We start from the raw sequence: 16,985 nt of genomic DNA on the forward strand, positions 1-16,985 counted from the left end.
GGGCGGGCGGGTGGCGTCGCTGGCGCGGGCGCACCGGCCGGCAGCGGCGGGCGTTCGTCGGCGGCGGCGGGCTGCTGGTCGTCGCCACGGTCATGCTGCTGGCCGCCTGGCGGAGCACCGGCTTCGCCAGTGACCTGCTGCTCAACCTCGGGGCCAGCGTGGTGCTCGCGGCGATCTCGTACGTCATCTTCGACCCGCTGTTCGAGGAGGCTCGCAGAGCCCGGGTGCAGGAGCACCTCAGCTTCGACCAGAAGGCGTTCGTCGACCGGCTGTGCCGCACCGGCCGCCGGGTGCGGATCCTGGACACCTGGACGATCCTGCTGGAGGACCAGCACCGGGCGGAGACCCTGCGGGCGGTCGAGGCGGCCCTGGAGTCCGGCGCCGAGGTGCAGTTGCTGCTGCTCGACCCGGACTGCACCGCCGCGCAGCAGCGCTCGGAGGAGCTGGAACGGCAGCGGGTGGACGTGCCCCGGCAGATCCGAGCCAACCTGCGCCACCTCGCCGCGTTCCAGGAGTCGCTGCGGCTGCGGCCGAAGCTGGCCCGCCGGTTCCAGGTACGGATCTACGACGCCTCCCCCTCGATCCAGCTCTACCAGTGGGACGGGCACGCGCTGATCTCGTTCTTCCCGATCGGCAAGCTGTCGTTCAACGTGCCGCAGCTGGAGGTGGACATGGACAGCCCGTGGGGCGGGTTCGTGCACGCCCGGTTCGAGGAGCTGTGGGAGCACGAGCAGGCCACCTCGTCGCTGGAGCGCTACTGGAGCACCACGGTGACGCTTCAGGACGAGGACTCCGACCTGGTCGAGATGCAAGTGCCGTACGTGACGGTGGACGGGCAGCACTACCTGGACTGCCAGGCGTTCAAGCTGGTCCGGCCGCTGACCGTGCGGGCCCGGCCGCCGGCGCGTACCCCTGGGGTGTTCGGGCTGGCGGAGCCGGCCGACGGCGACCCGGTCCCGCCCCCGGTGGTGGCCCGGCTCTTCGACCAGAAGTACGGCCGGGCTGACGGCACCCGCACCGTGTTGCGGCTGGTGCCACACCGCAGGGTGAACGACCGCACCCCAGCGCCCCGTGCCGCCGACGCCGCCGAGGCGCCCGACCGCTGACCGGCGACGGCTGGGACAATGGGTGGGTCCGGCCGCGCCGCCGCCGGGCGGGAAGGTCCCCCGATCGGCAGGAGAACGGTCAGCGTGTCGGAAACCGCCCAGGCCCCGTCGCCGGCCGGCGAGCTGCGCGCCGACTGTGCCCGCTGCTTCGGGCTCTGCTGCGTCGCGCCGGCCTTCGCCGCGTCCGCCGACTTCGCCGTCGACAAGCCGGCCGGCCAGCCCTGCCGGCACCTGGCGTCGGACTTCCGCTGCGGCATCCACACCCAGCTGCGCGAGCGGGGCTTCCCGGGCTGCACGGTCTTCGACTGCTTCGGGGCAGGGCAGCAGGTGTCCCGGGTGACGTTCGGGGGGCGGGACTGGCGGCAGGCCCCGGAGACGGCGGCCCGGATGTTCGACACGTTCGCCGTGATGCGGCCGCTGCACGAGCTGCTCTGGTACCTGACCCAGGCGGTCGCGCTGCGCCCGCCGCGACCGCTGCCCGACGAGCTGGCCGCCGCCCTGGCCGAGACCACCCGGCTGACCAACGCCGACCCGGAGACACTGCTCGGGCTGGACGTCGACGCGTACCGGGGGCGGGTCAACGCGTTGCTGTCGCGCACCGGCGACCTGGTGCGGGGCCGGGCCGGGCGACCCGGCCCCGACCACCGGGGCGGCCGGCTGTTCGGAGCCGACCTGCGCCGGGCCGACCTGCGCGCGGCCAACCTGCGCGGCGCGCTGCTGATCGGTGCGGACCTGCGCGGGGTGGATCTGCGCCTGGCCGACCTGACCGGCGCGGACCTGCGCGGCGCCGACCTGCGCGGGGCGGACCTGTCCGGCAGCCTCTTCCTGCACCAGTCCCAGCTCGACGCGGCCCGCGGCGACCGGCACACCGGGTTGCCGGCGACGCTGGTCCGGCCGGCGCACTGGTCGGCGCTGCCACTCACCCCGGTACGTCGGGCGCCCGGCGCCCGCCCGGCCCGCACCGCCCGGCGGCGCTGAGCGTCGTCGCCTGCCGGGTCGTCAGGCGACGCCCGCCGGCCCTCCGGTGCCGGAGCGCGACGTTTCGGTGCCGGGCGGTCGGGTAGCCGGCTGACCGACGGCACGAACGGGGAGGCGACGGTGGGATATCGGACACGCCAGGGCGTACAGCCGGTCGACCCGGAGCACGCCGAGGACGAGGCCGGCCAGGCCCGGCTGGTCCAGGTCGGGGCGGACACCGACGTCCCGGCGCCGGACGACACCAAGCTCAAGCCGGACATCGTCACCGAGGACGACGGCTCCGGGGTGGCGGGCGGAGCGTCGGGCACCAGCAGCGGCGGCTCGACCATGCCCGGCCACCCGGACGCGACCCGCTGACCATCCCCGCTGGCCGACGGCGTCGACGTGCGGTTTCCGGGCCTACCCCGCGAAGCGCGCGCAGGTCCGCGGCGGACCGCCGCGCCGACCCAACCACCAACGAAGTCCCGCGGCCCTCACGGCGGTCGTCGTCGGGCGCGGTGGTTGGTCGCGGGCGTGATACCGCAGAGTCATATTGATACCGCAGAGTCATCAGGCTCGACGGGAAGGCTCCGCCTCCGGGCCCGGCGGCGGCCCACCTGCGGTATCCGACGCGGTCGTCAGCGGCCGGCGGGCACCGCTGCGGCGCGGGCCTCGGTCATCCCCCGGTTGGCCAGCGCGTCCGCCCGCTCGTTCTCCGGATGTCCGTTGTGTCCCTTCACCCACAGCCAGGTGACCTGGTGCCGGGCGCACGCCGCCTCCAGCCGCTGCCACAGGTCGGCGTTCTTGACCGGCTGCTTGGCAGCGGTCAGCCAGCCGTTGCGCTTCCACGAGGCGAGCCAGCTGGTGATGCCGTTGCGCACGTACGTGCTGTCGGTGTGCAGCTCGACCGCGACCGGGCGGGTCAGGCTCTCCAGCGCCTGGATGGCGGCCATCAGCTCCATCCGGTTGTTGGTGGTCGGCGTGGCCTCGCCGCCGCAGATCTCCCGCTCGTGGCTGCCGTAGCGCAGCAGCACCCCCCAGCCGCCCGGGCCGGGGTTGCCGCTGCACGCGCCGTCGGTCCAGATCTGCACGACCCTGCCGGTCGTCCCGTCCACCATGCCGGCAACCTACCCGGTGCCGGCGCCGGACCGGCTGCGCGGGCCTCCGCCACGCGGCGTCAGCTAGGGTCGGCCGGTGGAACGGCACATCACCTTTCAGCGCCTGCACAACTTCCGGGACCTGGGCGGCTACCGCACCGACGACGGCCGCACCGTGCGGTGGGGTCAGCTCTACCGATCGGACTCGCTGGGCAAACTGGCCGGGGCGGACCTGGCCCGGTTCCGGGAGCTCGGCGTGCGTACCGTGATCGACCTGCGCTACCCGTGGGAGATCGAGGCGCGGGGTCGGGTGCCGCACCACGACGGACTGGTCTGGCACAACCTGAGCATCGAGCACCGCCCGTACGACCAGGCCACCATCGACCCGGCGGTCGACCCGTGGCGCTACCTCGCCGACCGCTACGCCGAGGTGGCCGAGGACGGCGCGGCCGAGCTGCGGGAGGCGCTGGAGGTGGTCGCCGAGGCCGACGGGCCGCTGGTCTTCCACTGTGCCTCCGGCAAGGACCGCACCGGCCTGCTGGCCGCCCTGCTGCTCACCCTGCTCGGCGTCGACGACGAGCAGATCGTCGCCGACTTCGCGCTGACCGAGCTGGCCACCGAGCGGTTGGTGGCCGACTGGCGGGCCGCCCACCCGGGCCGCACCCTGCTCTGGCCCGGCTACGGCCGGGCTCCGGCCGAGATCATCGAACTCGTGCTGGCCGACCTGCGGGCAGCGCACGGCTCGGTGCACGGCTACGTCACCGACCGGCTCGGCGTGTCCGAGAAGACGATCACCCAGCTACGGGAGCGGCTGCTCACCGACTGACCGGCGCGGCGGAACCGCCACCGTCCCGCCGGGCGAAAAGCCCGCGCCCCGCGCGGCGGCCTTCTGGCAGGCTGGGTAACCGTGACGGTGATCGGGGACGGCCTGCGGGCCGAGGCACGCACGACCTTCGACGAGGTGGGGCGCGCCGGTCGCACGGTGATCCGGCCGGCCGAGCCGGGCGACGCCGACACGCTGCACCGGTTCATCGTGGAGCTGGCCGAAGCGGAGGACTTCCCGGGCGAGGTCCGTGCCGAGCCGGCGGACGTGGCCCGGGCGCTGTTCGGGCCGTGTCCGGTGGCGGAGGCGGTGGTGGCCACCGTCGACGACGAGCCGGTCGGGTTCGCGCTGTTCTACCCCACCTACAGCACGGTGCTGGGCCGCCCCGGCATTCACCTGGAGGACCTGTACGTCCGGCCCGAGCAGCGCGGCGGCGGGGTCGGCCGGGCGCTGCTCGCCCATCTGGCCGCGCTGGCGGTGGCGCGGGGCTGCGCCCGGCTGGAGTGGTGGGTGCTGCGTACCAACGATCCGGCGCTGCGCTTCTACCGCCGGCTGCGCGCGCGATCCCTGGACGAGATCGACGTGCTGCGACTCGACGGTGAGGTGCTGCGCGAGCTGGCCGACGGCAGCCAGCTCGGCGGCGGACAGGCCCTGGCCGGGGTCGCGCCCGACGCCTGATCCGCCGCCTGCCCGGGGCGTCGGGCTCGCTGGCCTAGCGGCTCCGCTGACCGCGGACCAGGCGGGCGCGGAGCCGGTCGGCGGCGTCGCCGGCGGTGGCGGCGACCATCGGCGACAGCCGGGTGGAGCTCATCACCGCCAACTCCTCGGCCGGGCTGGTAACGCCGTCGAGGAAACGCAACACCCGCTCGGCGGGGTTGCGGTCGAAGAGCCGGTCGAAGAAGTCCGGGCCGCTCACCCCGCCCCGGTCCAGCGCGCGCAGCGCGACCGCGTCCATCCACAGATGCCGTCGGGGGTACGCGGGTGCCGGCACCGGTGGCCGCCCGGCCGCCAGGGCCCGGGCCACCTGGTCGGCCTGCCGGCGCATGGCGGAGAAGGTGAAGCCGGTGGAGGGGCGGGTCGCGCCGCCGGCCGTGCCGAGGCGGACCACCCGGGGTGACGGGTGGGCGTCGAACGGCGCGTCGGTCATCGGGATCGCCCCGTCCTCCACCTCCCGCACGGTCAGCCGGGCCGGGTCGAGGCCGAGCAGGTCGCGGTAGCCGACCAGGGCCGCGTCGTAGCCGGCGTCGGTGAGCGGCGCGGGCGAGAACTCGGTGTACTCCACCAGGGCGTAGCGGTCGCTCACCGGCAGCACGTAGCCGAACGAGACGCCCCGGGCCGGCTGCGGGGTGCGGAAGTCCATCAGCACCGCGCGGTCGGCGTCGAACACCGGGGTGTCCGAGGCCAGCCACCAGCCCCGGAAGTGCTGGAGCCAGTTGGTGCGCCCGGGCCGGCGCGGCGGGCGGGGCCGGGAGTCCAGCACCCAGGACGCCCGGAGCACGGGGGCGTCGCCGGCGCGGACCAGCACCCGCTCGCCGTCGTCGTCGAGGGCGTCGGCGGCGGCCACGACCCGGGTCACCCCGAGGCGCCGCTCGGCCTCGGCGGCCCGGTCGTAGACCGGGCCGGAGCGGAGCATGGCGTACCGCAGCGGGGCGAGGTCGAGCACCTGGCGGCGCTCCGCGGTGACCACCTCGACCTGCCGCCAGCTGGCGCTCAGCACCGGGTCGAGATCGTTGCCAGGGCGGTCCCAGAACGCCCAGGTGCGATCCTGACCGCGCCTGTGCACCGGGTCGACCACGGCGACCCGCAGGCCCCGCACCCCGTGCCGGTTGAGCGCGGCGAGCACCAGGGACGCGGCGCCGCCACCGCCGACGAGGGCGAGGTCGACGTCGACCGGCGCGGAGTTCACCCGGTCACGGTGTCACACCGTTCCCCGGGACCGTTCAGTGGTCGCCGTGACACGGTGGATCCGGGCCCGCAGCGCCCGCTGGAGCAGGATCGGGTAGCCGTGCAGCGGCACGGTCAGGCCGGCCAACCAACCGGCGGCCGGGCCCGCCCCGAGCAGGGCGGCCGCCCCGGCCAGCCCGAGGGCGACGACGGCGAGCACCGAGTGCCCGAACTCCGAGCGCCGGGTACGCAGGTCTAGCGCCGGCAGGGCGGCGCGGGTGCCGGCGAAGGAGTGCCCCATCAGCCGCTCCCAGCCGACCCGGCGCAGCAGCCGCCGGTACGCCCCGACCGCCAGCCGTCGGTACAGCCCCGGCTCCCACCGGCGGATCCGCCAGTGGTCGCCGCCCAGCCCCGGCCGCGCGGCGTCCACCAAGGTGGCGATCCAGGCCATCAGCCCGAAGTGCACCACCCAGGCGAACGCGAAGCCGTACCCGAGCAGTGCGCCGGTGGCGGCACCCGCGGCGGCCACCACGACCGGGCCGGACAGCAGGATCAGCGTCGCCCGGGTCATCCGGGCAGCCTAGGGCGCGTGACCGGCCGGGTAACGGCCCGACCCACGCCGACGGGGCCGAGCCGCGGCGGACCAGGCCTGGCGGGACCGCGGGACGGCGGTGGCTCGGTTACGGTGGCCGACATGGTTGAGCGGTCCCGGTCGCTGGGGCGCCCGTTCTGGACCTTCTGGGGCGCCGCCGCGTTGGCCAACCTGGGTGACGGCATCCGGGTGGCGGCGTTCCCCCTGCTGGCCGCCGCGCTGAGCGACGACCCGGTGGCGGTGGCCGGGGTCGCCGCGGCGCAGTTCCTGCCCTGGCTGGTCGCTGGCCTGCTCGCCGGCGCGCTGGCCGACCGGCGCGGCGCGCGTACCGTCATCGCCGCCGCCGACGCCGGCCGGGTGGTGGTGCTGGCGGTGCTGACCGCGGCCGTGGCGACCGGCGGGGCCTCGATCCCGCTGGTGATCGCCGCCGCGTTCCTGCTCGGCGTGGGCGAGACCGTGCGCGACACCGCCGCCCAGACGGCGGTGCCCCGCCTGGTGACCGGCGCGCAGTTGGAGAAGGCGAACGGCCGCCTGGTCGCCGGCGAGATCGTGGGCAACGAGTTCCTCGGCCCGCCGGTGGGCGCGCTGCTCTTCGTGGTTGGCGCCGCGCTGCCGTTCGCGGTCAACGGCGCGGCGCTCGCCCTGGCGGTCATGCTGGTGCTTTCCCTGCCGCTGAGCCTGGCCCGCCCCGGGCGGGGCCCATGTGCCGCGGACGCGGCTGTGAGCACCGCCGGACCGGCGGCGGCCCGGGGTGGCGCGTTGGCCGGGCTGCGTTGGCTGGTGCGGCAACCCCTGCTGCGGACGCTCGTCGTGGTGGGCGCGGCCGTCGCCGCCGCGGACAGCGCCTGGTTCGCGATCTTCGTGCTGTACGCGCGGGAGAGCCTCGGCCTCGGCGCGCTCGGCTTCGGCCTGCTGTTGGCGACCGGCGCGGCCGGCGGGCTCGCCGGATCGTTCGCCGCCGACCGGTTGATCGCCCGGTTCCGGCACCGACACGTGCTGACCTGGTCCCTGGCGACGACGGCCGGCGTGCCGCTGCTGCTGGTGGTGGCCCCGCACCGGGTCGCCGCCGTGGCCGTCGTCGTCACCACCAGCGCGTCGTTCGCGGTGCTCAACGTCGCCGCGCTGTCGATCCGGCACCGGCTCGTACCCGAGGGCCTGCTCGGTCGGGTGGTCGCCGCCTCGCGGATGCTCACCTTCGGCTGCACGGCGCTGGGCGCGCTGGCCGGTGGCGCGCTCGCCGCCCGGGCGGGCGTCGAGGCGCCGTTCCTGTTCAGCGGTGCGGTCGCCGTCATCGCCACGCTGGCCTGGTGGCGTTCCTCGCACCTCGCCGCGCCGGCCGACCCGGCCTGAGCCGCCCGCTCGTCAGGCGACCGGGCCGGCCGGGGCCCGCTCGTCGGGCGCGGCGGGCTGTTCGGGCGCGGGCGCGGCGGGCTGGTCGGGCGGGGGCGCGGCGTACGCCCGGGCGACGGTGGCCCGGTCGAAGACCCGCCAGGTCGCGGCGGACACGCCGACCGCCACCACGAACCCGATCCAGTACGGCACCGTCAGCCCGAAGGTCGCCGCGACCGCCCCGCCGAGCAGCGCGCCGAGGCAGTTGCCGCCGGCGGCGATGAACAGGATGGTGCTGCCCACCCGGCCCTGCAACGCGGTCGGGGTGAGCCGCTGGCGCAGCGAGTTGGCGACGATGTTCCACAGCGAGCTGTGCGCGCCGAAGGCGAACAGCGCGAACCCGACCACCGCCGCGCTGCGCGAGGCGGCCAGGGCCAGGTGCAGCCCCGCCTCGACCAGCAGGCCGACCCGGATGGTCCAGGTGGCGCCGATCCGGGCGATCAGGCGGTCGCCGACCGCGGCGCCGAGCACACCGCCGACGGCCATGCAGGTGAACAGGGCGCCGTAGCCGACCGACCCGAGGTGCAGCCGCTCGGCGGCGAGCAGCACCAGCACTGCGATCGCGGCGGTCAGGGTGAGGTTGAGCAGTCCGATCAGGACGGTCATGGTACGCAGCAGGCGTTGCCCGGCCAGCCACCGGAAGCCCTCGACGATGTCGGCGCGAACGGAGCGGACCGTCGCGCCGCCGACGCTCGCCGGGCCGGGCCGGTAGCTGCCGGCGATCAGGGCGAGCAGCACCGCGCTCACTGCGTACGTGACGGCGTTGGCCAGAAACGGGCTGCTCGCGGCCAGCACGAACAGGAACCCGCCGAGCGGGCCGGCGAGCATCCCGTGCATCAGCGTGCTGCCGCCGCTGAGCCAGCCGTTGGCCCGCTCCAGCAGGTCGCGGGGCACCACGGCGGGCACCATCGCCTGGCTGGCCGCGCGGAACACGATCTCGCCGGTGTTGATCACGAAGAGGACGGCGTAGAGCAGGGCCACCCCGGCCCGGTCGGTCATGATGGCCACCGCCAGCACAGCCAGCGCGGCGACCCGTACCCAGTCGATGACGATCATCAGCCGACGGCGGTCGACCCGGTCGACCAGCACGCCGCCGGGTAGCGCGAAGAGCAGCCAGGGCAGCCAGGCCACCCCGGACGCGGCGGCGACGACCAGCGGGTCGTCGGTGCGCGAGGCGACGAACAGCGGCGCGGCGACCGTGGCCAGGCCGCTGCCGAGTGCGGACATGGTGCTCGCCGCCCAGAGCTTGGCGAACCGCGCCCCCAGGCTCTCCCCCGCGTTCCTGGTCACGGCGGGCCAACCTACCAGCGGCGAGCAGGCGCGGCCTCCGCATTTCCCCGGGGCCGCTGACGACGCCGCGTTGATCAAGGGACGGTCGTCCAGTCCTGGTGAGCGCGACGATGCGACCGGCAGCCCCGGCTCGTCGCCGGGCCTGCTCGCCACGGCCGCGGCTTGGCCGTGTCGCTCTCGTGGCCGGTCACCGGGAACCCGCAGGCTGATGCGCTGGGTGCGCCCTGTCGAGCTGCCCCGTCCATGGGACCGCTGGGCTGCAACGGCCGGCCGTCGTGCTCACGCACGACACCGCGCGCCCTGTCGAGCTGCCCCGTGCATAGGACCACTGGGCCAGCGACGACCGGCCGTCGTGCTCACGCACGACACCGCGCGCCCTGTCGAGCTGCCCCGTGCATAGGACCACTGGGCCAGCGACGACCGGCCGTCCTGCTCACGCACGACACCGCGCGCCCTGTCGAGCTGCCCCGTGCATAGGACCACTGGGCCAGCGACGACCGGCCGTCTTGCTCATGCACCACCGCGCGCCCCTACAGACGGGGCAGCTCTGAAGCGCCTGCGGGAGTAGTGGGCGCCGGCTGCCCCCGCCCATGGCAGACACGATGACGGCGCGACCCTGCCTGCCCCGCCGGACGTGGCACCACAACGCGGTGACGGCGCGGCCCGACGGCACACCGCTCCGGACCGCCGACGCGACGCGGCGCGGCGCGGCGCGGCGCGGCGCGATGGCGCGCCTACCCGGGGCGACCGGCGAAGACGCGGTCCCGGCGACCGGCCGCCCCCCGGCTGGCGCGGCGCGGCGACGCGGGGCGCGCCGTCCCGCTCGGTGGCGCGAAACCCGTTGGCCGGGGGCGGGCGGGTGTGCGACGGTCTGGCGGTGAACGACCATCGGACGGTCAACCGGGCCAGCTGGGACGAGCGCGCCCCCGCCCACGCCGCGTCGCCGGACTACGGCGTCGAACGCTTCGTCGCCGATCCCGAGCACCTCAGCGAGGTGGTGCGGTTCGACCTGCCCCGGCTCGGCGACGTGTCCGGGCTGCGCGGGGTGCACCTGCAGTGCCACATCGGCACCGACACCGTCTCGCTGCACCGCCTCGGCGCCCGGATGACCGGCCTGGACTTCTCCGGCGCGGCGCTGGTGCAGGCCCGCCGGCTGGCCGAGCGCACCGGCGCGGCGGTCGACTTCGTGCAGGCGGACGTGTACGACGCCGCGCAGGCGCTCGGCGAGGCCGGGTTCGACCTGGTCTACACCGGCGTCGGCGCGCTGTGCTGGCTGCCGGAGATCCGCCGCTGGGCCGAGGTGGTCGCCGCGCTGCTGCGCCCCGGCGGGCGGCTGTTCCTGCGGGAGGGCCACCCGATGCTCTGGGCGCTGGCCGATCCCCGGCCGGACGGCCTGCTGGCGGTCGAGCACCCGTACTTCGAGCGGCCGGAGCCGACGGTGTGGGACGAGCCCGGCACGTACGTCGAGACCGACGTGACGTTCACCCACACCCGGTCGTACGAGTGGAACCACGGGCTGGGTGAGGTGGTGACCGCGCTGCTCGACGCCGGTCTCGACCTGACCATGCTGACCGAGCACGACAGCGCGCCGTGGGACGCCCTGCCGGGTCAGACGGTCCGCGACGGGCACGGCGAGCACCGGCTCCGGGACCGGCCGTGGCGGCTGCCGCAGACCTACACCCTCCAGGCCCGCAAACGGGGCTGAGCCGGGACGACGATCAGCGGTCGGGGCGCTTGCGGTAGAGCACGCTGCGGCGCAGCGGGCCGGCCGGGACGCTGAGGTCGTCGAAGTCGTCGGCCGGGTCGGTGGTCATCCCGAGGCGGCGCATCACCGCCTGCGAGCGCAGGTTGGTGGCGGTGGTGACGGCGAGGATCTCGGCCAGCCCGACGGTGTCGAAGCCGTACGCCAGCACGGCGCGGGCCGCCTCGGTGGCGTAGCCGTGGCCCCAGGCGGCGCGGGCCAGCCGCCAGCCCGCCTCGACCCCGGTGAACGGCATGCCGGGGTCGACCCGGTCGAGCCCGGCGAAGCCGATGAACTCGCCGGTGTCGCGGACCTCCACCGCCCAGAAGCCGAAGCCGTCGCGGGCCAGGTCGGCCTGGAACGTCCGGGCGGAGGCGGTGGCCTGCTCCGGGGTGAGCAGCGGACCCAGGTGCTCGCGGACCTCGGGGTCGGCGTTCATCGCGGCCCAGGGCGCGAGGTCGGACTCCTGCCATGCGCGCAGCAGCAGCCGCCGGGTTCTGATCTCTGTCACCGGCCGACCCTAGCCAACCGGTCCGGCGGCCTCCGAACGCTTTTCGGACGGCTGGTCCCGCGGGATCGCCTCGATCGTCGCCATGTGCCGCTCACCCCACTCGCCGAGCGGGATCAGCGCCTCGTTCAGCGACGCGCCGAAGGCGGTCAGCGAGTATTCCACCTTGGGCGGCACCTGCCGGTAGACCTCGCGGTGCACGAGGCCGTACGCCTCCATCTCGCGCAGCTGCTGGATCAGCATCTTCTCGCTGATACCGGAGACCCCGCGCCGCACCTCGGCAAAGCGGCGCGGCCCGTGGTGCAGCTCCCACAGGATCAGCGCCTTCCACTTGCCGCCCACCACGTCCACGGCGGCGTCGAGGCCACACGAGTAGGTCCGCTTCTTCACCTCACCCCTCCCCTACTTACCAAAAGGTAGGTACCTGAGAAAATAGTAGGTACTTGTCGCTTCGCGCGCACCGCACCCAGGATGGGACTGCCCGGCGGGACGCGCAAGAGCCCGATCCGGCGCCTCCACCCCTTCCCTGATCCCTGTGAGGAGCGGATCCATGATCGAACACGACAGTGCCCCGGTGACCGTGCTGGGGCTCGGACCGATGGGCAGCGCGCTGGCCGGCGCGCTGCTCGCGGCGGGCCATCCCACCACCGTCTGGAACCGGACGGCCGCCCGGGCCGATCAGTTGGTCGAGCGCGGCGCACGCCGCGCCGCCAGCGTCGAGGAGGCGGTCCGGGCCAGCCCGCTGGTACTCGCCTGCGTCGTCGACTACACCGCCGTGCGCGGCATCGTCGAGCCGGCCGCCGACGCGCTGCGCGGCCGCACCCTGGTGAACCTCACCGCGGACACCCCGCAGCGGGCCCGGGAGATGGCCGACTGGGCCGCCCGGCACGGCATCGCCTACCTGGACGGGGCGATCATGACGCCCGCGCCGACCATCGGCGGGCCGGCCGCGCTGGTCCTCTACAGCGGGCCGGAGCAGACCTGGCACGCCCACCGGGCGACCCTGGCCGACCTGGGCGGCGACGCCCAGTGGCTCGGCGCGGACCCGGCCCGGGCCGCCGGCTACGACGTCGCCCTGCTCGACGTCTTCTGGACGGCGATGAGCGGGATCGCGCACGCGTTCGCGCTGGCCCGGGCCGAGAAGATCCGGGCGGCCGACCTCGCCCCGTACGCCCGGGGCATCGGCGGCCTGCTGCCCGACCTGATCGACGACCTGGCCCGGCGGTTGGACGCCGACGACCACGTCGCGGACGTCTCCAGCATCGCCTCCGCCACCGCGGGGATGGCGCACATCATCGACGCCGCCGAGGGGCACGGCATCGACGCCAGCGTGCTCCGGGCCGCCCACGCCGTCGCCGGACGGGCGATCGGTGCCGGGCACGGCGACGACGACTTCTCCCGGCTGACCCGGATGTACGAGCAGGTTGCCGCGTGAGCGCCCCGGCACGTCGTCCGGTGACCGTGCTCGGGCTCGGCGCGATGGGCCGGGCGTTGGCCGGCGCGCTGGTCGCCGCCGGCCATCCCACCACCGTGTGGAACCGCTCGCCGGGCCGGGCGGCGGCGCTGACCGCGGCCGGCGCCATCGAGGCAGGTACGGCGGCCGAGGCGGTCGCCGCCGGCGACCTGGTGGTGGTCTGCCTGCTCGACGACGAGGTCACCCGGCAGGTGCTCGCACCGGTGGCCCCGGTGCTCGCCGGCCGCACCCTGGTCAACCTCACCAACGGCACGCCGGAGCAGGCGCGGCGGCTGGCCGAGTGGGCGACCTCGCACGGTGCGGACCACCTCGACGGCGGGATCATGGCGGTGCCGGCGATGATCGGCCAACCCGGCGCGCTGATCCTCTACAGCGGCCCGGAGGAGGCCTTCCGGGCCGGCCGGGAGACGCTGGCCGCGTTCGGCGCGGCCCACTGGCTCGGCGCCGACCCCGGCGCCGCCTCCCTGCACGACCTGGCCCTGCTCGCCGCCATGTACGGGATGTTCGGCGGCTATCTGCACGCGGTCGCGATGATCCGCGCGGCGGGCGTGCCGGCCACCGGGTTCACCCCGTTGGCGACCGACTGGCTGACCGCGATGCTGGGCGCGCTGCCGGCGCTGGCCCGGGGCGTCGACTCGGGCGACCACGCCGCCGACGGATCCGCCGTGGGCATGCAGGCCGCGGCGTTCGGAAACCTGCTCGCGGCGAGCCGCGAGGTCGGCGTCAGCACCTCGCTCCTGGAGCCGGTGCGCCGGCTGCTCGACGACGCGGTGCGCGCGGGGCACGGCGAGGACGGCCTCTCCGCGCTGGTGGACCTGCTCCGGCAGGCCTGACCCCGAAAGCGGGTCGCCCACACCCGGTTGGACATGCAGCCGTTTGGTTGCCTATAGTGACAGGCAACCAAACGGCTGCATATGTGGGGTACGGGGTGGACGAGGTGTTCCGGGCGCTGGCTGACGCCAGCCGCCGCCGGCTGCTCGACGACCTGAACCTGCGCAACGGGCAGAGCCTGCGCGAGCTGTGCGCCGGGCTGGCGATGACCCGGCAGTCGGTCAGCAAGCACCTGGCAGTGCTGGCGGCGGCCAACCTGGTGACCACCGTGCGCCGCGGCCGGGAGAAGTTGCACTACCTCAACCCGGCACCGATCAACGCCATCGCCGACCGCTGGATCAACCGGTACGACCGGCAGCGGGTCCACGCGCTCGCCGACCTGCAGACAGCATTGGAGCGGGAGTCCATGCAGAGTCCGACGTTCGTCTACACGACCTACATCAACACCACCCCGGAGCGGCTCTGGGCCGCGCTCATCGAGCCGGCGTTCACCCGCCGCTACTGGGGTGGCGTGGCGCTGAAGTCCGACTGGCAGGTGGGCTCCCCCGTGCTCTGGCAGGACGCCCCGGACGGCGAGTACCGCGACCTCGGCCAGCGGGTGCTGGCCGCCGAGCCGTACCGGCTGCTCAGCTACAGCTGGCACGGCTTCCAACCGGAGCACGCCGCGTACTTCGGCTGGTCGCAGGAGGAGCTCGCCGCCCGGCTGGGCGAGCGCCGCTCCAAGGTGACCTTCGAGATCACCCCGCACGGCGAGGCGGTCCGGCTGACCGTGGTGCACGACGACTTCTCCCCTGACAGCGAGATGCACCGGGCGATCAGTGGGCAGCTGGCCGGCAGCGGCGGCTGGCCGGAGCTGCTGGCCAGCCTGAAGACGCTGCTGGAGACGGGTGAGCCGCTGCCCGAGCCGGTGGCCGAGCCCGCCGCACCCGCCTCCTGACCCGCCGGCCCGGCTCGGGGTCGTGGCGCCCCGGCCGGCCCGCTGCGCGTCGGCTCGGCGGAGCCAGACCGCCGGGAGGCGGTGCCGGGTGGCACCGCCTCCCGGCGTCACCGTCAGCGGTGTTCGAGGGCGAGCCGGGGCAGCCGCCGGGCCAGCCAGGCGGGCAGCCACCAGGCGCGCCGGCCGAACAGCTGCATCACGGCCGGCACGATCAGGCACCGGATGACCAGGGCGTCGACCAGCACCGCCACGGCCAGCCCGAGGCCGAACTGCTTGAGCATCCGACCCGGGTCGAACAGGAACGAGCCGAACACCACCACCATGATCGCGGCCGCGGCGGTGATGATCCGGCCGGTGGTCGCCATGCCGTGCCGGACCGCTGCCGGGGCGTCGTGGTGCTGCTCCCAGTGCTCGTGCATCCGGGCGAGTAGGAAGATCTCGTAGTCCATCGACAACCCGAACGCGATCGCGAAGATCAGCACCGGCACGAACGCCTCGACCGGGCCCGGCTGGGCGCCGAGCGCGTCGGCCAGCACGCCGTGTTGGAACACCAGCGTGATCGCGCCCAGCGCCGCGGCGACGCTGAGCAAATTGAGCAGCGCGGCCTTGAGCGGGATCAGCAGCGAGCGGAACACCAGGACCAGCAGCAGGGTGGAGAGTCCGACCACCACCAGCACGAACAGCGGCAGCCGGTCGGCCACGGCGGTCGAGAAGTCCACAGTCGCCGCGGTGGTCCCGCCGACCAGGAAGGTCACCCCCGGGCCGGCCAGCCCGGGCAGCACGTCGGTGCGCAACCGCTCCACCAGTTGCTGGGTGCGGGCGTCCTGCGGCTTGGCGTCCGGCATGACGATCATCGTGGCGACCCGGTCGTCCGCGGTCGGTACCGGCGGCACGACCGTGGCGACACCGGCCGTGTCGGCCAGCACCGGGCGGGCCGCCTCGGCCGCCGCCCGCGCGTTGCCACCCGGTGCGGCGGTGGCGTCGACCACCACCACCAGTGGCCCGTTGAAGCCGGGGCCGAAACCCTCGGCCAGCAGGTCGTACGCCTGCCGGCTGGTGCGCTCCGGCGCGCCGTTGCCCGGGTCGGCGATGCCCAGCCGCATGTCGAGCACCGGCACGGCCAGGGCCAGCAGGGCACCGACCGCGACCACGGTGGCCGTCCAGGGGTGCCGCTGCACCAGGGTCGACCAGGCCGCCCAGCGCGACCCGTCGCCGCGGCGGCGGGTGGCCCGCCGGCGTACCGTCCGCTCGATCCGGCCGCCCATGATGCCGAGCAGCGCGGGCAGCAGGACCAGCGCGGCGGCCATGGTGGCCGCCACGGTCACCGCAACGGCGACCGCCACGCCCTGCAACGAGCCCAGGCCGAGCACCACCAGGCCGAGCAGGGCCAGGATCACCGTGGTGCCGGCGAACAGCACGGTCCGACCGGCGGTGTCCACCGCCCGGCGTCCGGCCTGCTCGGGGTTCGCGCCGGCGAGCAGTTCCGCGCGGTAGCGGGAGAAGAGCAGCAGCGCGTAGTCGATGCCGACGCCGAGGCCGACCAGGGCCAGCAGCGGGGTGGTGTAGTCGGCGACCGTCGCGACGTGCGAGGCGAGCAGGACCAGCCCCATCGCGGTGCCGACGGCGAAGACCGCGATGATGATCGGCAGGCTGGCCGCGAGCACCGAGCCGAAGAGCACGACGAGGATGACCAGCGCCGCGAGCAGGCCGATGCCTTCCGCCGGTCCGCCGCCACCCTCCTCCACCGCCACCACCGGGTCACCGCCGACCTCCACCCGCAGCCCGTCGCCGGCGGCGTCCCGGGCGGTGTCGACCAGCCGCCGGACGTCCTCGTCCGGCACGTCACCGGCCTGCCCGGTGAGGGTCACCGTGGCGTAGCCGACCGTCCGGTCGGCGGAGAGGGCGCCGGGGTCGGCGTACGGGTCGCGGGCCTCGGCGACCGAGGGCAGCCCGCGTACCCGGTCGAGCAGCTGCCCCACCCGGTCCCGGGTCGCCGGCCGCTCCAGTCCGGCCGGGTCGGCCAGCACGAGCTGCACGCTGGTGTTCGCCGCGACCGGCGCCCGCTCGCGCAGCGTGTCCAGCGCCCGCTGCGACTCGGTGCCGGGCAGCGAGACGTCGTTGCGGTAGTTCGCGCCGACGAGCTGCGCGCCGACGCTGACCGCGACCAGTGTCACCAACCAGGCGAGCAGGGCCTGCCACCGGTGCCGGTGGGCCCAGCCGGCCAGTCGCTCGAACCGGCTGGCGGGTGGGGTTGTCGGGGGCGCGCTCGGCGCCGGACTGGACTGGACCATCGCGGGGACGACCTCCTGACGTGCACGGGTGCCGCCGACGCTAGGAGCGCCGGGCCGCACCCGGC

At 75.2% G+C, this 16,985-nt stretch carries 17 protein-coding genes; 10 read left to right on the forward strand and 7 right to left on the reverse strand.

Going from position 1 to position 16,985, the window contains the following annotated elements:
- From DLJ47_RS35665 to DLJ47_RS08095, 3 genes are all read left to right on the forward strand, one after another.
- Window positions 1-1,106 (forward strand): DUF5919 domain-containing protein (locus DLJ47_RS35665; protein ID WP_199235744.1); only part of this gene is annotated, 1,106 nt, incomplete at its 5' end.
- Window positions 1,107-1,124: 18 nt separating this feature from the next.
- Window positions 1,125-2,084: a pentapeptide repeat-containing protein gene (locus tag DLJ47_RS08090; protein WP_109899436.1), complete on the forward strand. Its 960-nt coding sequence runs from the start codon at window positions 1,125-1,127 to the stop codon at window positions 2,082-2,084.
- A 120-nt stretch (window positions 2,085-2,204) separates the two neighbouring features.
- Entirely contained in the window at window positions 2,205-2,441 is a 237-nt protein-coding gene (locus tag DLJ47_RS08095; RefSeq protein WP_109899437.1) for a preprotein translocase YidC, read from the forward strand.
- Window positions 2,442-2,701: 260 nt separating this feature from the next.
- On the opposite strand, the gene rnhA is transcribed toward DLJ47_RS08095, so the two are convergent.
- Window positions 2,702-3,181: a ribonuclease HI gene (rnhA, locus tag DLJ47_RS08100; RefSeq protein ID WP_109899438.1), complete on the reverse strand. Its 480-nt coding sequence runs from the start codon at window positions 3,179-3,181 to the stop codon at window positions 2,702-2,704.
- A gap of 76 nt (window positions 3,182-3,257) precedes the next feature.
- Between rnhA and DLJ47_RS08105 the strand changes: the two genes are divergently transcribed.
- Window positions 3,258-3,986: a tyrosine-protein phosphatase gene (locus tag DLJ47_RS08105; RefSeq protein ID WP_109899439.1), complete on the forward strand. Its 729-nt coding sequence runs from the start codon at window positions 3,258-3,260 to the stop codon at window positions 3,984-3,986.
- 81 nt (window positions 3,987-4,067) lie between these two features.
- Window positions 4,068-4,661: a GNAT family N-acetyltransferase gene (locus DLJ47_RS08110; protein ID WP_199235745.1), complete on the forward strand. Its 594-nt coding sequence runs from the start codon at window positions 4,068-4,070 to the stop codon at window positions 4,659-4,661.
- A 34-nt stretch (window positions 4,662-4,695) separates the two neighbouring features.
- Here the strand turns inward: DLJ47_RS08110 and DLJ47_RS08115 are convergent, their stop codons facing one another.
- Window positions 4,696-5,889 (reverse strand): lycopene cyclase family protein, encoded by a 1,194-nt coding sequence (locus DLJ47_RS08115; RefSeq protein ID WP_109899440.1) that lies wholly within the window; start codon window positions 5,887-5,889, stop codon window positions 4,696-4,698.
- Window positions 5,890-5,901: 12 nt separating this feature from the next.
- Entirely contained in the window at window positions 5,902-6,438 is a 537-nt protein-coding gene (locus tag DLJ47_RS08120; RefSeq protein ID WP_109899441.1) for a glycosyl-4,4'-diaponeurosporenoate acyltransferase CrtO family protein, read from the reverse strand.
- Between the two features lie 123 nt (window positions 6,439-6,561).
- Between DLJ47_RS08120 and DLJ47_RS08125 the strand changes: the two genes are divergently transcribed.
- Window positions 6,562-7,809, forward strand: a complete 1,248-nt coding sequence (locus tag DLJ47_RS08125) for an MFS transporter (protein WP_109899442.1) — start codon at window positions 6,562-6,564, stop codon at window positions 7,807-7,809.
- Window positions 7,810-7,821: 12 nt separating this feature from the next.
- Here the strand turns inward: DLJ47_RS08125 and DLJ47_RS08130 are convergent, their stop codons facing one another.
- A complete protein-coding gene (locus DLJ47_RS08130) occupies window positions 7,822-9,138 on the reverse strand; it encodes an MFS transporter (RefSeq protein ID WP_233257719.1) in 1,317 nt (438 codons plus the stop codon).
- An 877-nt stretch (window positions 9,139-10,015) separates the two neighbouring features.
- On the opposite strand from DLJ47_RS08130, the gene DLJ47_RS08135 reads away from it, so the two are divergent.
- Window positions 10,016-10,843, forward strand: a complete 828-nt coding sequence (locus DLJ47_RS08135) for a class I SAM-dependent methyltransferase (RefSeq protein WP_109899466.1) — start codon at window positions 10,016-10,018, stop codon at window positions 10,841-10,843.
- Between the two features lie 13 nt (window positions 10,844-10,856).
- Here the strand turns inward: DLJ47_RS08135 and DLJ47_RS08140 are convergent, their stop codons facing one another.
- Together DLJ47_RS08140 and DLJ47_RS08145 are read right to left on the reverse strand one after the other, a co-directional pair.
- Window positions 10,857-11,390, reverse strand: a complete 534-nt coding sequence (locus DLJ47_RS08140; protein WP_109899443.1) for a GNAT family N-acetyltransferase — start codon at window positions 11,388-11,390, stop codon at window positions 10,857-10,859.
- A 9-nt stretch (window positions 11,391-11,399) separates the two neighbouring features.
- A complete protein-coding gene (locus DLJ47_RS08145) occupies window positions 11,400-11,777 on the reverse strand; it encodes a winged helix-turn-helix transcriptional regulator (protein ID WP_088993567.1) in 378 nt (125 codons plus the stop codon).
- 160 nt (window positions 11,778-11,937) lie between these two features.
- On the opposite strand from DLJ47_RS08145, the gene DLJ47_RS08150 reads away from it, so the two are divergent.
- The 3 genes from DLJ47_RS08150 to DLJ47_RS08160 are packed head-to-tail and all read left to right on the forward strand — an operon-like array spanning window position 11,938 to window position 14,629.
- On the forward strand, window positions 11,938-12,822 hold the full coding sequence (locus DLJ47_RS08150) for an NAD(P)-dependent oxidoreductase (RefSeq protein WP_109899444.1): 885 nt from the start codon (window positions 11,938-11,940) through the stop codon (window positions 12,820-12,822).
- Window positions 12,819-13,694, forward strand: coding sequence for an NAD(P)-dependent oxidoreductase (locus DLJ47_RS08155; RefSeq protein ID WP_109899445.1), 876 nt, complete (start codon window positions 12,819-12,821; stop codon window positions 13,692-13,694). Before DLJ47_RS08150 ends, DLJ47_RS08155 begins: the two co-directional genes overlap by 4 nt.
- Before the next feature lie 56 nt (window positions 13,695-13,750).
- The gene (locus DLJ47_RS08160; protein ID WP_233257720.1) at window positions 13,751-14,629 is read left to right on the forward strand and encodes an ArsR/SmtB family transcription factor; all 879 of its coding nucleotides are present in this window, start codon (window positions 13,751-13,753) and stop codon (window positions 14,627-14,629) included.
- Between the two features lie 113 nt (window positions 14,630-14,742).
- On the opposite strand, the gene DLJ47_RS08165 is transcribed toward DLJ47_RS08160, so the two are convergent.
- Complete coding sequence (locus DLJ47_RS08165; RefSeq protein ID WP_109899447.1) at window positions 14,743-16,920, reverse strand: MMPL family transporter; 2,178 nt, start codon at window positions 16,918-16,920, stop codon at window positions 14,743-14,745.
- Window positions 16,921-16,985 lie beyond the last annotated feature (65 nt).

Source organism: Micromonospora sp. S4605 (genome assembly GCF_003176715.1).
GTDB lineage: Bacteria > Actinomycetota > Actinomycetes > Mycobacteriales > Micromonosporaceae > Micromonospora > Micromonospora echinaurantiaca.